At 66.3% G+C, this 16,326-nt stretch carries 16 protein-coding genes and 2 tRNA genes; 8 read left to right on the plus strand and 10 right to left on the minus strand.

Annotated elements, in window-relative coordinates; all coding sequences use genetic code 11:
• The first annotated feature begins 35 nt into the window (after window positions 1–35).
• A complete protein-coding gene (locus tag RAD04_RS30920) occupies window positions 36–416 on the plus strand; it encodes a YciI family protein (RefSeq protein WP_026202701.1) in 381 nt (126 codons plus the stop codon).
• Between the two features lie 9 nt (window positions 417–425).
• Here RAD04_RS30920 and RAD04_RS30925 read toward each other — a convergent pair whose 3' ends face one another.
• Window positions 426–1,016 carry a TMEM175 family protein gene (locus RAD04_RS30925; RefSeq protein WP_461626825.1) on the minus strand — a complete coding sequence of 197 codons (591 nt, stop codon included), beginning with the start codon at window positions 1,014–1,016 and terminating at the stop codon, window positions 426–428.
• 128 nt (window positions 1,017–1,144) lie between these two features.
• On the opposite strand from RAD04_RS30925, the gene RAD04_RS30930 reads away from it, so the two are divergent.
• On the plus strand, window positions 1,145–3,202 hold the full coding sequence (locus RAD04_RS30930) for an ATP-dependent helicase (RefSeq protein WP_461626826.1): 2,058 nt from the start codon (window positions 1,145–1,147) through the stop codon (window positions 3,200–3,202).
• 56 nt (window positions 3,203–3,258) lie between these two features.
• A complete protein-coding gene (locus RAD04_RS30935) occupies window positions 3,259–4,239 on the plus strand; it encodes an NADPH:quinone oxidoreductase family protein (protein WP_461626827.1) in 981 nt (326 codons plus the stop codon).
• 41 nt (window positions 4,240–4,280) lie between these two features.
• On the opposite strand, the gene RAD04_RS30940 is transcribed toward RAD04_RS30935, so the two are convergent.
• Genes RAD04_RS30940 through RAD04_RS30950 form a run of 3 tightly spaced genes read right to left on the minus strand, consistent with a single transcriptional unit; the run spans window position 4,281 to window position 7,398 of the window.
• Window positions 4,281–5,528: a metal-dependent hydrolase family protein gene (locus RAD04_RS30940; RefSeq protein WP_461626828.1), complete on the minus strand. Its 1,248-nt coding sequence runs from the start codon at window positions 5,526–5,528 to the stop codon at window positions 4,281–4,283.
• A 17-nt stretch (window positions 5,529–5,545) separates the two neighbouring features.
• Window positions 5,546–6,043 carry a GAF domain-containing protein gene (locus RAD04_RS30945; protein WP_461626829.1) on the minus strand — a complete coding sequence of 166 codons (498 nt, stop codon included), beginning with the start codon at window positions 6,041–6,043 and terminating at the stop codon, window positions 5,546–5,548.
• Window positions 6,040–7,398: an MFS transporter gene (locus RAD04_RS30950; protein ID WP_461626830.1), complete on the minus strand. Its 1,359-nt coding sequence runs from the start codon at window positions 7,396–7,398 to the stop codon at window positions 6,040–6,042. The genes RAD04_RS30945 and RAD04_RS30950 overlap by 4 nt, the downstream gene beginning before the upstream one ends.
• Window positions 7,399–7,485: 87 nt before the next feature.
• Here RAD04_RS30950 and RAD04_RS30955 point away from each other — a divergent pair, with 87 nt between their 5' ends.
• Complete coding sequence (locus tag RAD04_RS30955; protein WP_256379470.1) at window positions 7,486–8,433, plus strand: LysR family transcriptional regulator; 948 nt, start codon at window positions 7,486–7,488, stop codon at window positions 8,431–8,433.
• Between the two features lie 150 nt (window positions 8,434–8,583).
• Window positions 8,584–9,615 carry an LLM class flavin-dependent oxidoreductase gene (locus RAD04_RS30960; RefSeq protein WP_461626831.1) on the plus strand — a complete coding sequence of 344 codons (1,032 nt, stop codon included), beginning with the start codon at window positions 8,584–8,586 and terminating at the stop codon, window positions 9,613–9,615.
• 17 nt (window positions 9,616–9,632) lie between these two features.
• On the opposite strand, the gene rlmB is transcribed toward RAD04_RS30960, so the two are convergent.
• Window positions 9,633–10,460: a 23S rRNA (guanosine(2251)-2'-O)-methyltransferase RlmB gene (gene rlmB, locus RAD04_RS30965; RefSeq protein WP_461626832.1), complete on the minus strand. Its 828-nt coding sequence runs from the start codon at window positions 10,458–10,460 to the stop codon at window positions 9,633–9,635.
• 207 nt (window positions 10,461–10,667) lie between these two features.
• Here rlmB and RAD04_RS30970 point away from each other — a divergent pair.
• Window positions 10,668–10,753, plus strand: a tRNA-Tyr gene (locus tag RAD04_RS30970).
• A 210-nt stretch (window positions 10,754–10,963) separates the two neighbouring features.
• Here RAD04_RS30970 and RAD04_RS30975 read toward each other — a convergent pair.
• Together RAD04_RS30975 and RAD04_RS30980 are read right to left on the minus strand one after the other, a co-directional pair.
• Complete coding sequence (locus tag RAD04_RS30975) at window positions 10,964–11,455, minus strand: hypothetical protein (RefSeq protein WP_461626833.1); 492 nt, start codon at window positions 11,453–11,455, stop codon at window positions 10,964–10,966.
• A 43-nt stretch (window positions 11,456–11,498) separates the two neighbouring features.
• Window positions 11,499–11,984, minus strand: coding sequence for a hypothetical protein (locus RAD04_RS30980; RefSeq protein ID WP_461626834.1), 486 nt, complete (start codon window positions 11,982–11,984; stop codon window positions 11,499–11,501).
• 282 nt (window positions 11,985–12,266) lie between these two features.
• Between RAD04_RS30980 and RAD04_RS30985 the strand changes: the two genes are divergently transcribed.
• Entirely contained in the window at window positions 12,267–12,761 is a 495-nt protein-coding gene (locus RAD04_RS30985) for a hypothetical protein (RefSeq protein ID WP_461626835.1), read from the plus strand.
• Between the two features lie 155 nt (window positions 12,762–12,916).
• Window positions 12,917–12,991: transfer RNA gene (locus RAD04_RS30990), tRNA-Thr, on the plus strand.
• An 18-nt stretch (window positions 12,992–13,009) separates the two neighbouring features.
• On the opposite strand, the gene RAD04_RS30995 is transcribed toward RAD04_RS30990, so the two are convergent.
• The 3 genes from RAD04_RS30995 to RAD04_RS31005 form a co-directional block, all read right to left on the minus strand.
• Window positions 13,010–13,423 carry a GFA family protein gene (locus RAD04_RS30995; protein WP_461626836.1) on the minus strand — a complete coding sequence of 138 codons (414 nt, stop codon included), beginning with the start codon at window positions 13,421–13,423 and terminating at the stop codon, window positions 13,010–13,012.
• Window positions 13,424–13,650: 227 nt separating this feature from the next.
• Window positions 13,651–15,483: an outer membrane protein assembly factor BamB family protein gene (locus RAD04_RS31000; protein WP_461626837.1), complete on the minus strand. Its 1,833-nt coding sequence runs from the start codon at window positions 15,481–15,483 to the stop codon at window positions 13,651–13,653.
• Window positions 15,484–15,582: 99 nt separating this feature from the next.
• Window positions 15,583–16,296, minus strand: a complete 714-nt coding sequence (locus tag RAD04_RS31005) for a class I SAM-dependent methyltransferase (RefSeq protein WP_461626838.1) — start codon at window positions 16,294–16,296, stop codon at window positions 15,583–15,585.
• Window positions 16,297–16,326 lie beyond the last annotated feature (30 nt).

The raw sequence follows: 16,326 nt of genomic DNA on the forward strand, positions 1-16,326 counted from the left end.
CTTTGGGATCGGTGCAGAAAAACAACGAGGTGACGATGCTGTACGCCATCCTGGCCTACCACGTGGAAGACGAGATCCTGTCCTGGACGCCTGAGCAGGACGCCGCGGTCGTGGCCAAGGTCATCGAGGTTCAGGCCCCCTTGCGCGCCAGCGGGCAGTTCGGGCCGGCCGCCCGTCTGGATGAGACCCGAAAGGCACGCACCTTGCGTGGCCCGGGCGCCGGCATGGTGCTGGACGGTCCGTTTGCCGAGACCAAGGAGCAGCTTCTGGGCTTTCACCTGATGGAATGCGCCACCGAGGAGGAGGCGATCGCAGCGGCAAGGAAACTGCGTGCGGTCAATCCGACCGCGGTCTACGAAATCCGCCCGGTCAAGCTTTACGTGCCGGCCGATGGGTTCGGCGCGACGTCCGGGTGAGGCGCGGCCTCACGCGCCCGGCCCAGTCCGCGCACCGGAGAAGCGCTGGATCGCGAGCCCACCGAAGGCGATGAACCAGACAAAGGGCGCGACGTGCGGGGCGAATGCCGCCACGATCGTGCCCGGAATGAACACCAGGAGCGGAAACAGCGAGGCCATGATCTCGTTGCGCCAGCTGCCAAGGATGGTCCACCACAGCCAGGCATTGAGGCCGGCGATCGCGGTGAGGTGCAGCCCGTAGAGCACCGCAACCGCGCTGCTCATGCCGTAATTGGTGTAGAGGCCATTGGTGACAGGCAGCAGCACGATCGAGAGCAGGAAGAACGGGTTGAGGATCACCGCGCCGCGGCTGCCGACCGGCTGGCGCGCCAGCCGCCGGTGATGGCTGATCCAGAACACCCCGGCGATGATGAAGCTGAGTGCGAAGCCGGCGAGCTTGCCGGAATAGACATGGGCAAGATCGCTCCAGCCGGGCGCGCTGGTGAAGACCGCGGCCTTGGGCAGGTCGTAGGCCAAAAGCGTCATGGCGACACCGAAAATGGTGTTACTGAGCGATTCCAGCCGCCGCATCTCGAACTGGTCGGATTTGAGCTCGGTCATGCCGGGGTGCGCTTTTCGGACTGGAACCTGGGGTCGTCTTTCCCCCTAAATCCTAAACTCGGTCCCGTCCAGCCGCATTGCGATTCGCGACGGGATCGCCGACTCTCGCCCTTTCACCGGGGCGATTCGTGGCGACATATCTGGACACGCTCAATGCGGAGCAGCGCCGCGCCGTCGAGCATGGCGTGGCCGATGGCGCGACCGTGGGCGCTCCCCTGCTGGTGATTGCCGGCGCCGGCTCCGGCAAGACCAACACGCTGGCCCACCGCGTCGCGCATCTGATCGTCGCCGGCGCCGATCCGCGCCGTATCCTCCTGATGACGTTCTCCCGCCGCGCGGCGGCCGAGATGGCCGGCCGGGTCGAGCGCATCGCCCGCAAGGTGCTGGGCGAGAACAACGCCGCGATCATGCGCGATGCGCTGACCTGGGCCGGCACCTTCCACGGCATCGGCGCGCGGCTGCTCCGCGAATATGCCGAGCGGATCGGCGTCGATCCCGCCTTCACCATCCATGACCGCGAGGATTCCGCCGACCTGATGAACCTGGTCCGGCACGAACGCGGCTTGTCGAAGACCGAGAACCGCTTTCCGGCCAAGGGCACGTGCCTGTCGATCTACTCGCGCTGCGTCAATGCCGAGATGGAGATCGAGAAGGTGCTGGGACAGCATTATCCATGGTGCAGCGGCTGGGCCGCCGAGCTGAAGGGCTTGTTCGCAGCTTACGTCGAAGCCAAGCAGGCCCAGCACGTGCTCGATTACGACGATCTCCTGCTCTACTGGTCGCAGATGATGAGCGATGCGCTGATCGCCGAGGAGATCGGCGGCCGCTTCGATCACGTTCTGGTCGACGAATACCAGGACACCAACCGCCTGCAATCCTCGATCCTGTTGGCGCTCAAGCCCGATGGACGCGGCCTCACCGTGGTCGGCGACGACGCCCAGTCGATCTATTCGTTCCGCGCCGCCACCGTGCGCAACATCCTGGACTTTCCGCAGAGCTTCTCGCCCCGCGCCGAGATGATCACGCTCGACCGCAATTACCGCTCGACACAGACCGTGCTGGCGGCGGCCAACGGCGTCATCGGGCTCGCTCGCGAGCGCTTCACCAAGAATTTGTGGACCGACCGCACCGCCTCGCACAAGCCGCAGCTCGTCACCGTGCACGACGAGGCCGACCAGGCGCGCTACATTGTCGAGGAAGTGCTGGCGAACCGCGAGCAAGGCGCGCTGCTCAAGCACCAGGCCGTGCTGTTCCGGACGTCCTCGCATTCCGGCCCACTCGAGATCGAGCTGACCCGTCGCAACATCCCGTTCGTCAAGTTCGGCGGGCTGAAATTCCTCGACGCCGCGCACGTTAAGGACGTGCTGGCACTGCTGCGCTTTGCCGAGAACCCGCGCGACCGCGTCGCCGGTTTCCGCATTTTGCATCTGTTGCCGGGCGTCGGCCCCGCGACCGCGCAGCGCGTGCTCGACCAGATGGCGGAGAGCAGCGATCCGCTGGCCGTACTCGGTCAGCTTCCGGTGCCCGCGCGCACCGGCGCCGACTGGACCGACTTCGTCCGCACCGTCGAGAACCTGCGCTATTCGGAATGGCCGGTCGATCTCGAACGCGTACGGCTCTGGTACGAGCCGCATCTCGATCGGCTCCACGAGGATTCCGAGACCCGCCGCGCCGATCTGATGCAGCTCGAGCAGATCGCAAGCGGCTATGGCTCGCGCGAGAAATTTTTGACCGAGCTCACGCTCGATCCGCCGGATGCGACCAGCGACAAATCCGGCCCGCCGTTGCGCGACGAGGACTATCTGATCCTCTCCACCATCCACTCCGCCAAGGGCCAGGAGTGGAAGTCGGTGTTCGTGCTCAACGTCGTCGACGGCTGCATGCCGTCCGATCTCGGCGCCGGCACCAGCGCCGAGCTCGAAGAGGAGCGACGCCTGCTCTACGTCGCGATGACCCGCGCCAAGGACGATCTGCACCTCGTCGTCCCCCAGCGCTTCTTCGTCCACGGCCAGGCCGCCAAGGGCGACCGCCACGTCTACGCCTCGCGCACCCGCTTCATCCCGGAGCAGCTGGTCTACCTGTTCGAGCGCACCGCCTGGCCGAAGGCCGCAGCAGGTGCGGCCCGCACCGCGGCGCAAGGGCCGAAGATCGACATCGGGGCGCGGATGCGGGGGATGTGGCGGTAGACGCAAGAGGCTCGTGTCGGAACCTGTCAGGATAACTGGAACAACAGAGGTCCGACATGAAAGCCGTCGTCGTCGAGCAATACGCACCGATCGATCAGATCGAACTGAAGGACGTCCCGCCCCCGTCCATGGAACCGGGACAGCTGCGCATCCGCGTGGAAGCTGCCGGGATCGGCTTCGTCGACGGGTTGAAGATCGAGGGACGCTATCAAACCAAAGATCCCCTGCCCTTCATTCCCGGCACGGAGTTCGCGGGCGTGGTGACGGACGCGCCCGGCGCACCCGGCGGCTATCAACCCGGCATGCGCGTGATGGGGATGACGCGCTCGGGCGCGCTTGCCGAGGAGATCGTCATCAGCCCCGAAGCGCTCCATCCCCTGCCAGACGGCGTCGCGGCCGAAGTCGCCGCCTCGTTTCGCGCCAATTATCTGACCGCGCTCTATGCGCTCGGTGCACGCGCCTCGCTCTGCGCAGGCGAACAGCTTCTGGTGCTGGGCGCAGCCGGCGGTACGGGAATTGCGGCCGTCCAGATCGGCAAGCTGCTTGGCGCCCATGTAATCGCAGCAGCATCGACACCGGACAAGCGCGCGTTCGCGCTGGCGTACGGCGCCGACGCTGTGATCGACTACACGCAGACCGGCTGGCGCGACACGCTGAAGGAATTGACGGGAGGACACGGCGCCGACGTGATCTTCGATCCTGTCGGCGGCGAGATTTCAGTTCAGGCATTTCGCTCCATCGCCTGGCGTGGCCGTCATCTCGTGGTCGGTTTTGCCGCCGGTGCGATCCCGGCATTGCCGTTCAATCTGCCGCTGCTGAAGGGCGGCGCCCTGCTCGGTGTCGACCTCGCACAGATCCCGTTGCGCGAGCCCGAGGTGCAGAAGCGCCTGATGTCGCAGTTGACGGGCTGGCTTGCCGACGGCCAGTTGAAGCCCGTGGTCGGTCGCGTCTTCGCGCTGGGCGATTTCCGGGAAGCGTTCAGGACCATGCAGACGCGCGGGGCGCTCGGCAAGATGGTCGTGCGCGTCTCGACATAGGACGCACGAGCGGCGCGAGGGCGTCCGTGACGTGGCGGTAACTATGCGTTCAACCGGTCGAACTGGACTTTGCCCGCCTTCATCACCAGCGGGATGTGCTCGCCCTGGCCGAGCAGGCAAGCGACGTCGCTGAGCGGATTGCCGTCGACCACCAGCAGGTCCGCGATGGACTCGGGGACGATCCGGCCGAGCTTGCCCTCCATGCCGAGCACTTCGGCGCCGATCACCGTGGCGCTGGCGATCACAGCGCGCGGACCGAGGATCTCGGCGCGGATGCGGAATTCGTCGCTCTGGAGGCGCTGCGACGGCCCGAGCAGGTCGCTGCCGAACCCCATCTTCACGCCGGCGTCGCGATAGATCGCGAGCGAACGCAGGCCGGCGTCGCGGACATCGGCGATCTTGGCCACGCTCTCGGGCGGCAGGCCATATTGCGCGCCCTCATTGGCCAGCGCCTCGTAGGTGACGAGCGTCGGCACCACATAGGCGCCCTTCTCGGCCATCAGGCGGGCGGTCGGAGCATCGACCAGATTGCCGTGCTCGATGGTGCGCACGCCGCAGCGAACCGCGCGCTCGATCGCGGCGGCGGTGTAGGCATGGGCGAGCACATAGGTCTGGCGCCCGCGCGCCTCCTCGACGATGGCGCGGATCTCGTCCTCGGAGTAGCCGAAGGCGCCGACCGGATCGGTCGGTGATGCGACGCCGCCGGACGCCATGATCTTGATCTGGTCGGCGCCCATCTGCAGCTCCTCGCGCGCCGCCTTGCGCACGCCGTCGACACCATCGGCGACGCGCGCCAGCGCGCCGACGCGCACGCAACACGGACATGGCGCGTCGCTGGCGAGATAATCCGAGCGCGCCCGCATGTCGCCATGCCCGCCGGTCTGGCTCAGCGCACGGCCGGAGACGAACAGCCGCGGGCCGTCGGTGAGACCGGTGTCGATCGCCTGCTTCAGCGCGTGGCCGGCACCACCGGCGTCGCGGACGGTGGTGAAGCCACGGCGCAGCATGCCGCGCAGCAGCAGCGTCGAGCGCAGCGTCACCAGCACATTCGGCATGTGCACCTGCTGCGCCAGGTTGAGCTCGACCGCGATCGCATGGACATGCAGGTCGATCAGGCCGGGCATCAGCGTCTTGCCCTTCAGGTCGATGGTGCGATCGGCGGTGACCTGAAGCGGCCGGTCCGAGACCTCCTTAATCACATTGTCCGCGACCAGCACGTGATGGCCCTCCAACAAATCCGGCTGAAGCGGATCGAGCAGAGCGGCGTTCTTGAATAGGGTGCTGGGCATGGTCGTTTCCTGTCTGGTCAGGACTGTGTGAGCAGCGCGGGCAACGCGAGCTGGGCGAACGGGAGACACGCGGCGACATCGTCCGCGCCGTACCAGCCCGCTTCATGCAGCAGGTTGAGCGACCCGAGTGTGCGCCCGCGCCAGCGCACGGGCATGTTGAGCACGCTCTCGCAGCCGAGTGAAGCGATCAGCTCGTGATCGGCGAACACATTGCGCAGATCGTCGAGGCTGCGGCCGATATAGGCCTCGCCGCGGTCGAGCACGGCCTCGGTCCATGGTCCCGGCGCGAGGCGCTTACGCCCGCCCGTGGGGTAAGGCCCGGGGAGATTGGAATAGATCCGCGCCGCTTCGCCGGTGTCGTCGTCATAAGTCAGGATCGTAAACAGCTTGTGCCCGATCGCCGATTTCAAGGCGTCGTCCAGCGCGGCGAACAGCGCCTCCGGCTGATCCGCCCTGCCCTGCGCCGCCGCCACGGCGTTGAGCAGCGGATCGGCCCGGCGTGTCGTCTCCCTCATGCGACTTCGCCCGCGGCAATGCCTTCCAGCGAACGACCGCGCGTCGGCACGCCCATCACCACGACGGTGAGCGCTCCGATCAGCAGAACGCTGGTGGTGATCCCGAACACGCCGGCAAAGCCGAAATTGGGATAGAGGTAGCCGACCAGGATCGGCGAGACGATCGCGCCGATGCGGCCGATCGCCGAGGCAAGGCCGGCGCCGGTGGTTCGCACCGGCGTCGGGAACACTTCTGCGGTATAGGCATAGACGCCAGCATAGGTGCCGTTCATGAAGAACGACAGCAGGATTCCCGCGACCATGATGTGCTGGTCGCTCTGCGCGAAGGCGAGTCCGAGCGCGCTGATGCCGCCGAGCACCATGTAAGAGGCAATGGTCGCCTGCCGGCCGATGCGCTCGTTGAACCAGGCGGCGCTGAAATAGCCGGGGATCTGCGCGCAATAGATCGCGATCGAATAGGCGAAGCTCTTGGTGATGCTCATGCCGTTCTGGACCAGCAGGCCGGGGATCCAGACGAAGAAGGAATAATAGCTGAAGGTGATCGCAAGCCACATGATCCAGGTCATGACGGTGATGCGCGCCTGCCGGCCCTCGAGCAGCGCCGCGAAATTGGCGAGCAACGTCCCCCCGGCGACGGGCGGGCTGACTGCATCGACGACCGGCTGCGGCAGCACATGCCCCTGGCGTGCGAAGCCGGCTTCGATCTTGTCCAGCACCGCTTCGGCTTCCTTCGCCCTGCCCCGGCTTTCCAGCCAGCGCGGCGATTCCGGCAGCGCCCTGCGCCACCACAGCAGCATGACGACCGGCACGGCGGTGATCACCAGCACGATGCGCCAGCCGTTCTCATAGGCGGGCACGATGAAGTAGCCGAGCAAGGCGGCCGCGACGAAGCCGAAGGAGAAGAAGCCGGCCAGCGCGCCGGTGAAGCTGCCGCGGAAGCGCCGCGCCACGAACTCGGCGAGATAAGGCGCGATGATCGCGCTCTCGGCGCCGGTGCCCATGCCGGCGACGACGCGGGCGGCGAAGAAGGACGGCCAGCTGTCCACGGCGGCGCTGACGATCGATGCGGCACAATAGAGCGCCAGTGCCGACATCATCACCGCACGGCGACCGATCAGGTCGCCAAGCGTGCCCGCCAGCAACGCGCCGAACAGGAAGCCGATATAGGTGCTGCTACCGAGCACGCCGATCTGCACGCTCGTCAGATTCCAGGCGGTGCGCAGCACCGGCAGGATGAACGCCAGCACGGCCGCGTCCATCGCGTCGAACATGTAGCCGAGCCCGCCCATCAACAGCAGATGGGTGTGGAAGCGTGCGAATGGCAGGCGCTCGATGCGCGCCGAGATCATCGACATGTAAGTCCCCTCTGTCCGGCGGCCCGGCATCCGCAAGTCCCTGGGGGAACCATAGACAAAGAGATATTATCGTCATAATTTATAATCGTGATCCCATACATCACCACGGTGAATGTTCTGTCGTTTCGATCGCTCGACCTCAACCTGCTGAAAGTCTTCGAAGCCCTGATGACCGAGGGCAGCGTCACGCGCGCCGCCAACGCGCTGCTGATGACGCAGCCGGCGGTCAGCAACGCACTGGCGCGGCTGCGCGACGCGCTCGGCGATCCCCTGTTCGTCAGGTCCGGCACCGGCATCCGCCCGACCCAGCGCGCGGTGGTGCTGTGGGAGCCGATCGGCGAGGCGCTCGAAACCGTCCGCGGCGCGCTCGACGAGCAGGTGTTCGATCCGCGCCGCGCGCAGACCGAGTTCAGCTTGTCGATGTCGGATTACGTCGCCTCGCTGGTGATGCCGAATCTCCTCGGCCATTTCGGCAAGGTCGCGCCCAAGGCGCGCGTGCACACCGTCCCCAACACCATTCTGGAGATCGCCGATCAGCTGGAAGACAACAGGGTCGATTGCGTGCTCAGCGTCTACGTCAACGAGGCGCAACAGCCGGCCGCGATCCGCTCGCGCTCGCTGTGGACGGTCGACTACGCCTGCTTCATGCGGCGCGGCCATCCGCTCGCCGCCCAGAAGCGGCTCAGCACGCGCAGCTTCCTCGGCGCAGGCCATGTCGATGTGAGCCTCGCCGGCAAGACCCTGCCGTCCTACGATCTCTTCCTCGCCTCGCGCGGGCTGTCGCGCAATCTGGTCGCGACCGTCAATCACTACAGCGCCGCCTACGAGGTGGTGCGCCAGTCCGACCTGATCGCCGTGCTGCCGAGCGATCTGCGCTCGCAATCCCGGCACGCGCCGTTCCTGCACGCCATGCCGCTGCCGCTCAAGGCGCCGCCGCGCATCGTCAGCCTGTTCTGGCACCAGCGCAATGACACCGTGCCGGCGCAGCGCTGGCTGCGCGAGACCCTGGTCGAGATGTTCACCCGATCCGACTGAGCGTACGGGCGCGGGCCTGGCACGATCCAAAAAGGAAACGGTGGGTTTCTCAAAGCAGCATTGTTGCACCGGCCGCCGCGGCCTAGCTCCACCGCAAACGATCCCCTCCCACAGCGACAAGCGCAAGCTGCGCCCGCAGAGACCTCACCGATGACCGCATCGCTTCAATTCGGACTGGATACCTTTGGCGACGTCACCAGGGACGCCGCAGGCGCAATGCTTCCGCACGCGCAGGTGATCCGCAACGTCGTCGACGAAGCCGTGCTGGCCGACGAGCTCGGTCTCGACTTCATCGGCCTCGGCGAGCACCACCGCGCCGATTTTGCGATCTCCTCGCCGGAGACCGTGCTGGCCGCGATCGCATCGCGCACCAAGCGCATCCATCTCGGCTCGGCCGTGACGGTGTTGTCTTCGGACGATCCCATCCGCGTGTTCCAGCGCTTTGCGACGCTGGACGCGCTCTCCAACGGGCGCGCCGAGGTGATCCTCGGCCGCGGCTCGTTCACCGAATCCTTTCCGCTGTTCGGCTTCGATCTGCGCAAGTACGAAGAGCTGTTCGAGGAGAAGCTGGACCTGTTCGCCGCACTGCTGTCGCAGAAGACGGTGACCTGGGAGGGCAAGCTGCGTCCGCCGCTGCGGGATCAGCTGGTCTATCCCCCGGTCGAGAACGGCACGCTTAAGACCTGGATCGGCGTCGGCGGCAGCCCGCAATCGGTAGTGCGCGCTGCGCATTACGATTTGCCTTTGATGCTCGCGATCATCGGCGGCGATCCCGCGCGCTTTACGCCCTTCGTCGATCTCCATCACCGCGCCGCCAAGGAATTCGGCCGCCCCGCGCAGCCGATCGGCGTGCACTCGCCCGGGTATGTCGCCGAGACGGATGAAGAGGCGCGCGAACAGCTATGGCCCGACTACAAGGCCATGCGCGACCGCATCGGCAAGGAGCGCGGCTGGCCGCCGATGGGCCGCGACGAGTTCGTCAACGAGGTCGAGCACGGCTCGCTCTATGCCGGCTCGCCGGAGACGGTGGCGCGCAAGATCGCCAAGACGGCGAAGACGCTTGGTGTTGAGCGCTTTCAGCTGAAGTATTCGGCGGGGCCCCTGCCGCACGAGAAGCTGATGAAGAGCATCGAGCTTTATGGGCGCAAGGTGGTGCCGATGGTGCGGGAGATGATGGAGTAGCGGCTTGACGCGGCCGCCTACTTCATCAGCCTGAGCCGGCTCGCGCCGACATAGAGCGAGAGCACGGCCGCGTTCGAGACGTTGAGGCTCTTGATCTCGCCCGGCATGTCGAGCCGCGCCACGATGCTGCAGGTCTCGCGGGTCAATTGCCGGAGACCCTTGCCTTCGGCGCCGAGCACCAGCGCGAGCGGCTCGCGCAGCGCGACGTCGCTGAGATCCGCGCTGCCTTCGCTGTCCAGCCCGACGGTCTGGAAGCCGATTTCGTTCAGCGTGGTCAGGGCGCGCGCGAGATTCTGCACGGTCACAACAGGCACCAGCTCCAGCGCGCCGGAGGCGGCCTTGGCCAGCACGCCGGTGGCTTCCGGGCTGTGGCGCGCGGTAGTGACGATCGCCTTCACCGCGAACGCTGCGGCGGAGCGCAGGATCGCGCCGACATTGTGCGGGTCGGTGATCTGGTCGAGCACCAGCACCATGCCTTCTTGCTTCAAGGTCTCGATATCAGGCGAAGGCAGAGGATCGGCTTCCGCAAGCAGGCCCTGATGCACGGCATCGGGCGAGAGCAGACGGTCGATCTCCTGGGGACGGACGATCTCGGGCGTGACGCGTGTCTCGATGTTCTCGTCCGCAAGCCGCTTCGCAGCGTTCTCGGTCAGCGTCAGCTTGCGGATCCGCCGCTCCGGGTTGGCCAGCGCCATGGTGACGGTGTGCCAGCCATAGAGGATGACCGGCCCGTCGGCGTGCGAATCGCGGTCGCGCCAGGCCGGCCGGCCGGCCGATTTCCCGGGTCTGTTGAAGGGCTTAGCCCCGCCGCGGGGGCCCCTGGGGGCGAATTTTTTGTCCTTCATGGGCTCGCTTGTGTCACGGGTCCCTGAATATGGCAATTTGGATGGCTTCGAAGGCGATTTTTAGCTGTTCGCCTCGGTTGACTTTGCCCCACCGGATCGCCCATAACCGCGCCCGGTCGCGCCCCCATCCGGGCTGTCGCGGCCTTCACGTTCCATGGCCGTCTTCGGTCGCCGGCAAGGTCCGGCCCGATTGTGCTGCCGTCGAGCGGGGGAGTGTCCCGAGTGGCAAAGGGAGCTGACTGTAAATCAGCCGCCTCATGGCTTCGCAGGTTCGAGTCCTGCCTCCCCCACCAGCCTTCGCTCGCTTCGCGAGCTTCGGCTCGGCAAGCCAATCCAGAACATCATTTAGCGAAGCGAGCGAAGGCTGCCACGCCGTAGCCGGTAGGCGTAGGCGGGCTGACAAGCCCCGATCGATTCCAATCGCGACCACGCACACATCGCAAAAGCAAAACGCCCGTCCGCATCGTGCGAACGGGCGTCTCGTTAGCTCAACCGATCAGAGATCAGTAATAGCGGCGCAGCACGCGGTGACCGCCGTAGTACGGCGCCGGCGCGTGGCGATGGGCGTAGCCGTAGCGCGGACCATGGCCGTAGTGCACGCGCGGCAGATAGCCGTAGCGCGGGCCGTAGCCGTAGCGATACGGACGGTAGTACGGGCGGTGATAGGGAGCCACGGCGGCGCGATAGCCGTAGCCGTAATTGGCGGGCGCGACGACCGCGTCTTCACGGTAGGTCGGATACGGCGCGAAGGCGCCGGGGCCGGTGTAGGTCGGCCCCTGGTTGACGTAATAATACTGCGTGGTCGGCTCGGCGAGACGCTCGAAGGCGCCATAGCCGTAGCCGGCACCATAGCCGTAGCCGCCGCAACCGGTGTTGCAGCCGGAATAGACCGGCGCGACTGGCTGGCACGGGTTGAAGCCGCACGCCGCGGCGGGTGCCGTGGCGACGAACATCACGGCAGCCGCCGCGACCAGTCCCGAAATCATTTGACGCATTACTCTCTCCTGTTGATTTCTGTTTGTTGGATTTTGACGTTTCTTAACCCGGCGGCTTGCCGGGGACCTGGACATGCGGCCGCGGTCGCGGTGGCCGCGGACGATCGTTGATTTCAGGCGCGAGGATCACCGGCGGCGGATCGACGGGCACGTCCATCTGCGGCGGCAGCGGCGCCGATTGCGCGCCCCAGCTCTGGTAATAGCTCTCGGCGGGCTTGGGCAATTTGCGGTTCGCGGGCGGCTCGACCTCGAGCCGGCCGTAGCCGGGTCGCAGGCCCATCGTCGGATAATAATGGCCGACGTCGGCAGGCTGCCGCTCGGCGATGTAGCGCCCTCCATAGATCGTGGGCTGCACCTGCTGGTTCTTGCCCAGGCCCCAGACACCCTCGACCACGGCATAGGACGCGTCGATGTTGTTGATGATGATCGGCACGCCGGGCCGGCCGGGAACCACGATATCGAAGCCGCTGCCGGCAAACGCCGCCGCGGGCAGACCGATCAGAAAGGCAGCGAGCGCCACAACGCGCATGAGGGGGACCCCGGTTATGCGGCGGCAACCTATCCGATCGCGGCGCAGAGAGGGTTAAGGCCCGCTCACCAAATTCCGGTAAGCCTAATGTGTAAGGATTGCGCGCCACTCAAATGCTGCAAGGCGGACTAGCGAAGCATTAACGGCATGTGGCTTCGCCAAGCGGAACCGCGTCTGCTCACATCGGTTTGACCGCCGCTTGCGAGAAAATCCACCGGTTTCATCGGAACGTCCGGCGCCGCAAGCGTTTAGCCCCCGTCAACAAAATGGGAGCCAACAACCATGACCATCAAACTTCTTGGAGCGACGGCGATTGCGGCGACCATGCTGGCAGGCTCTGCCATGGCGCAGGCTGTCATCAACGAACCCGGCCGCTGCTCGGCGCAATTCCCCAACGCCAATTGCCAGAATCTCGGCCCCGGCAATCCCTACACCGATCGCGGATCGCGCCATCGCCGCGTGGCCTATCGTCAAACCAATTCCTACCGTCAGGCCAATGGCGACTGGAATAATGACTGGAACAGGAGCCGCACCGGCTTCTGGCCGACCGACGTCGCGGCCGGCGTAGCCGGCGCCGCGATCGGCACCGCCGGCGCCATTGCCAGCGCGCCGTTCCGCGCCTGGGACAATTCCTACGCCTACGACAATTCGTGGGACAACCGCGGCTTGGACAATCGTGGCTGGGACACCCGCACCTACGCCCAGCGTAACGGCTTCGTCTGCACGCCCGGCACCTGGTTCAAGGGCGCAGACGGCCGCCGGCACATCTGCCAGTAAGGCGCTCTAAATCGATGCGAGTGATCGGGCGGCCTTCGGGCCGCCTGATTCATGTCTGCGGCGACGACGTTCGGGTTCTGGCACTTTCCGATCAAGTCTGGTATTGCGGCGCGCAACGGGTGGACACCCCGGCCCATGCCGGCCCTGCCCGCGTCGCCGGCTTAGCTCAGCGGTAGAGCAGCGGTTTTGTAAACCGAAGGTCGGGGGTTCAATCCCCTCAGCCGGCACCAGCGTCCGACGCGCAGTTTTCAGCTCGAACGCTTCGGCACGCTGCCGTGCTGGAAATGCTCAGCGCCTGACATCTCCACCCAGCCATGTTTGGACTGCTCGAACACCGATCTGATCGGCGGCGGAAAATCGGGATTTGCGATCGCGCCAACGGCAACGCCGATCATCGCGGGCAGATTCTCGGCTTGCCAATAAACCGTCGAGCCGCAGTCGGGACAAAAATAGCTGCGGACCTTGCCGCCGCTCGCCGCCGTCCGGACGTAGGGCTTTGGCGTCCCTGTAATCGTGACGGTCTCTACTGGATAGAAGGCGCCGACACCGAACGGCGCGCCGGTTCGTCGCTGGCAGTCGAGACAATGACAGGCGACGACGAGCTGCGATGGTCCCGGCAGCGACAGCGAAAGCGCACCGCAGCGGCATCTGGCCTCGATCATCGAATTCTCTCCTCGTTGGTCGGGATGCAAGTTGAAAGGGAGGCCTATGACGAGGTTGACGAAGCAGCCCCGACCTGTGCCCCGGACACAGTGCAGCGCCTCTTCGGCGCTGCGCTGCAGAGCCGGGGCCCGTCGCGCCGCGTTCCTCCGTGCCGCTTTCTGAGTCCCGGCTCAGCGCCGCAACCCTGAAAGCATTGCAGCGCGTCCGGGACACGGCGGCGAAACTCTCACTCCGTCCCCACCTCGAACGCCAGCAGCACGTTGCCGGCGACGCCGCTCCATTGGCCGTAGCCGGAATTGGTGTAGAGCATGCCGCCGGCGATGACCGGCCCGGGGCCGTCGATCGCGCCGCCATGGGCGGGGACGCCGTTCACGGCCGTGAAATCCTGCGCGGTATCGAACTCCCAGAGCAGCTTGCCGTCGGTGGCATAGGCGCGCAGGAAGCCGCTGACGCCGCCGGAGAACACCACGCCCGGGATCAGGCTCACCGCCGCCGAGAGCGCGGGGCTGCATTTGGGGCGGTCGCCGCAGGCGACCGGCGGCACCTCCATCGCGATCTTGCCGCTGGCGAGATCGAGGCCGAACAGGCCGCCGCCTTGCGTGGAATCGAGTTGCCGGGTTCCGTCACGCATGAAACGCACGTCGGAGTTGGCGACATAGATGCGCTCGCCGTCCGCGGCCGAGCCCCACTCGCTGCCGCCGAGCGCTCCGCCCTTTCCTATCCGGGTCTGCCACAGGATCTTGCCGCCGTCGTCGGGATCGAGCGCGTGCACGACGCCGGACTTCTGCGCGATGACGAGCACGCGCCTGCCGTCGCGCAAGGTCACGAGGATCGGCGACTGGCCGAAATCGTGATCGGGTCCGTGATCCTCCGGACAATTGGACTTGTCCGCGGTGAAGCACGCCACGATGAAGGCATCCTTCGGCGTCGCCTGCTGCTTCCAGAGCAGCTTCCCGGTCCCAAGCTCGAACGCGAGGATGGCATCGGCGGTCGCCGCCGGCGGGTTCGAGTATGAATTGCTGGTCGCCACATAGACGGCACCCCGCTTCGCATCGATCGTCGGCGCCGACCAGATCGCGGCGCCGGACGGACCGAACAGCTGCGTGCCCCTGGCATTCTTGCCGGTCGGATGCGGCACTTCCGGAATCGTATAGGCCTGCCAGACCAGCTTGCCGGTCACCGCGTCCAGCGCCACCACGCTGCCGCGGAAGGTGCAGCATTCGTAACTGGCCTGCGAGCCTGCGGCTTCCTCGATCGAGGACACCGGCACGTAGAGCACGCCGGAATGCAGCGTCGGCGCACCGGTGATGCGCGCGGCGGCATGCTCCTCGACCTTCGTCTTCCAGATCAGGGCGCCGGTCAGCGCGTTCACGGCATAGGCGTTGGCGCGCAAATCGCCGAAGAAGATCGCGAACTGGTCGGAGCCCGGAAGCGGCGCAAAGCTGATCGCGGCGCGCACCGCCGCATCGATCGCCAGCGTCCACAGCGTGCAGCCGCTGCGCGCGTCGAGCGCGTGCACCTTGCGATCGGTGCCGCCGATGAACAGCATTCCGCCCACGATGGTCGGCGGCGCAAACGACACCGAGGCGCCGGGGAATGCATAGGCCCATTTCAACCGCAGGCGCGGCACCTGTTCCACCGTCAGCCCCGCCATGTCGGCGGGCTGGAAGCGGCTGTTGTTGGTGTCGACGCCCCATCCGTTCCAGCGCGGACCGTCAAGGGCTTGCGGAAAACCGCTGGCCTGCTGCGTACAACGACCTTCCGCGTCGGGCGCAACGCCGCCGGTCGCGATCTTGCCGGTGACGAAGGACGCGATCGCGCGGCGTTCCGCGTCGCTGCGATCCTTTGCCATCGCCGCCATGCTGCCGGAGGTCAACGCCGCCAGCACATGGTCGAACGACATCGCCTGCATGGCGCCGCGGCCCGGCACGCGGGTCTGCACATCGCCGTCGTGGCATTGCGCGCAATGCGCGGCATAGAGCGCTGCCCCCTCCTGCTGTGCCAGCGCCGGCGCGCTGCACCAGATCAACAACGCGGCCAGGACAGCACATGCTCTCATGGTGGGCTCCGGCAGGTCACCGCGATACGAGATCGCTACACAACCCAAAGTCTATCGCCGGGGCGAGCGCGGACGCAATGGACGTTCTGCTCGCAGCTGTCACACATCCGTGGCCGTGCGGACGCGATCCGGCAACTCATCCAGCCGCCAGAGCCCAAGGCTCTTGTCGCGCCAGCCGCCATCGCCCTCCTCACAGCGCTCGTCGATCAATTCGCGCGGCGCCGGCCAGTCGAACGGCGCCTTCGTCATGTTGAGCGCGCGCCAGTCGCCATCCTCGCAATCGCGGTTTTCCTCCCACTCCGGAAATGTCGTGGCGAGCAGGAATTGCGCGCCGCTCTCGCGAAAGCGGGCGATCACGCGGGCGATGTTCTGAAAACTCAGATGCACCAGGCAGTCCCGGCACAGGATCAGATCGGCGCGCGGCAGTGCATCGCACGTGATATCGGCCACCAGGAATCGGCCGGACAATTCGCCGCGCGCCGCACGCGCGTTGTTGGTCTCGATCAGCGACGGCACAATGTCGATGCCGATATAGTCGAGGTCGAGTTTGACGCGGGCGATCCAGCCGGCATCGCCGCAGGGCGCATCGAGCAGCGAGCGTACGCCGAGCCGCTGCAGCAGCGGAGGAAGCGCCTCCCGGATCGCGGCGGTAGCCGTGTCCTCCGAGCCGAGGCCCGACACCGAGTTCGTGGCACCCCAAAGGTTCGTCCGCTCGATCCGCTCGAACCGCGCGGCGAGATCGAGCCCTGAGAAATTGTCGCGGTCGGCGACGAAGCGTTCGTGGGCGAGCACGGGAGGACGATTGGAGATCATGGGATCGGACTCAAGGTCGAGATTTCGGTG

The organism is Bradyrhizobium sp. 25ACV, from assembly GCF_054863005.1.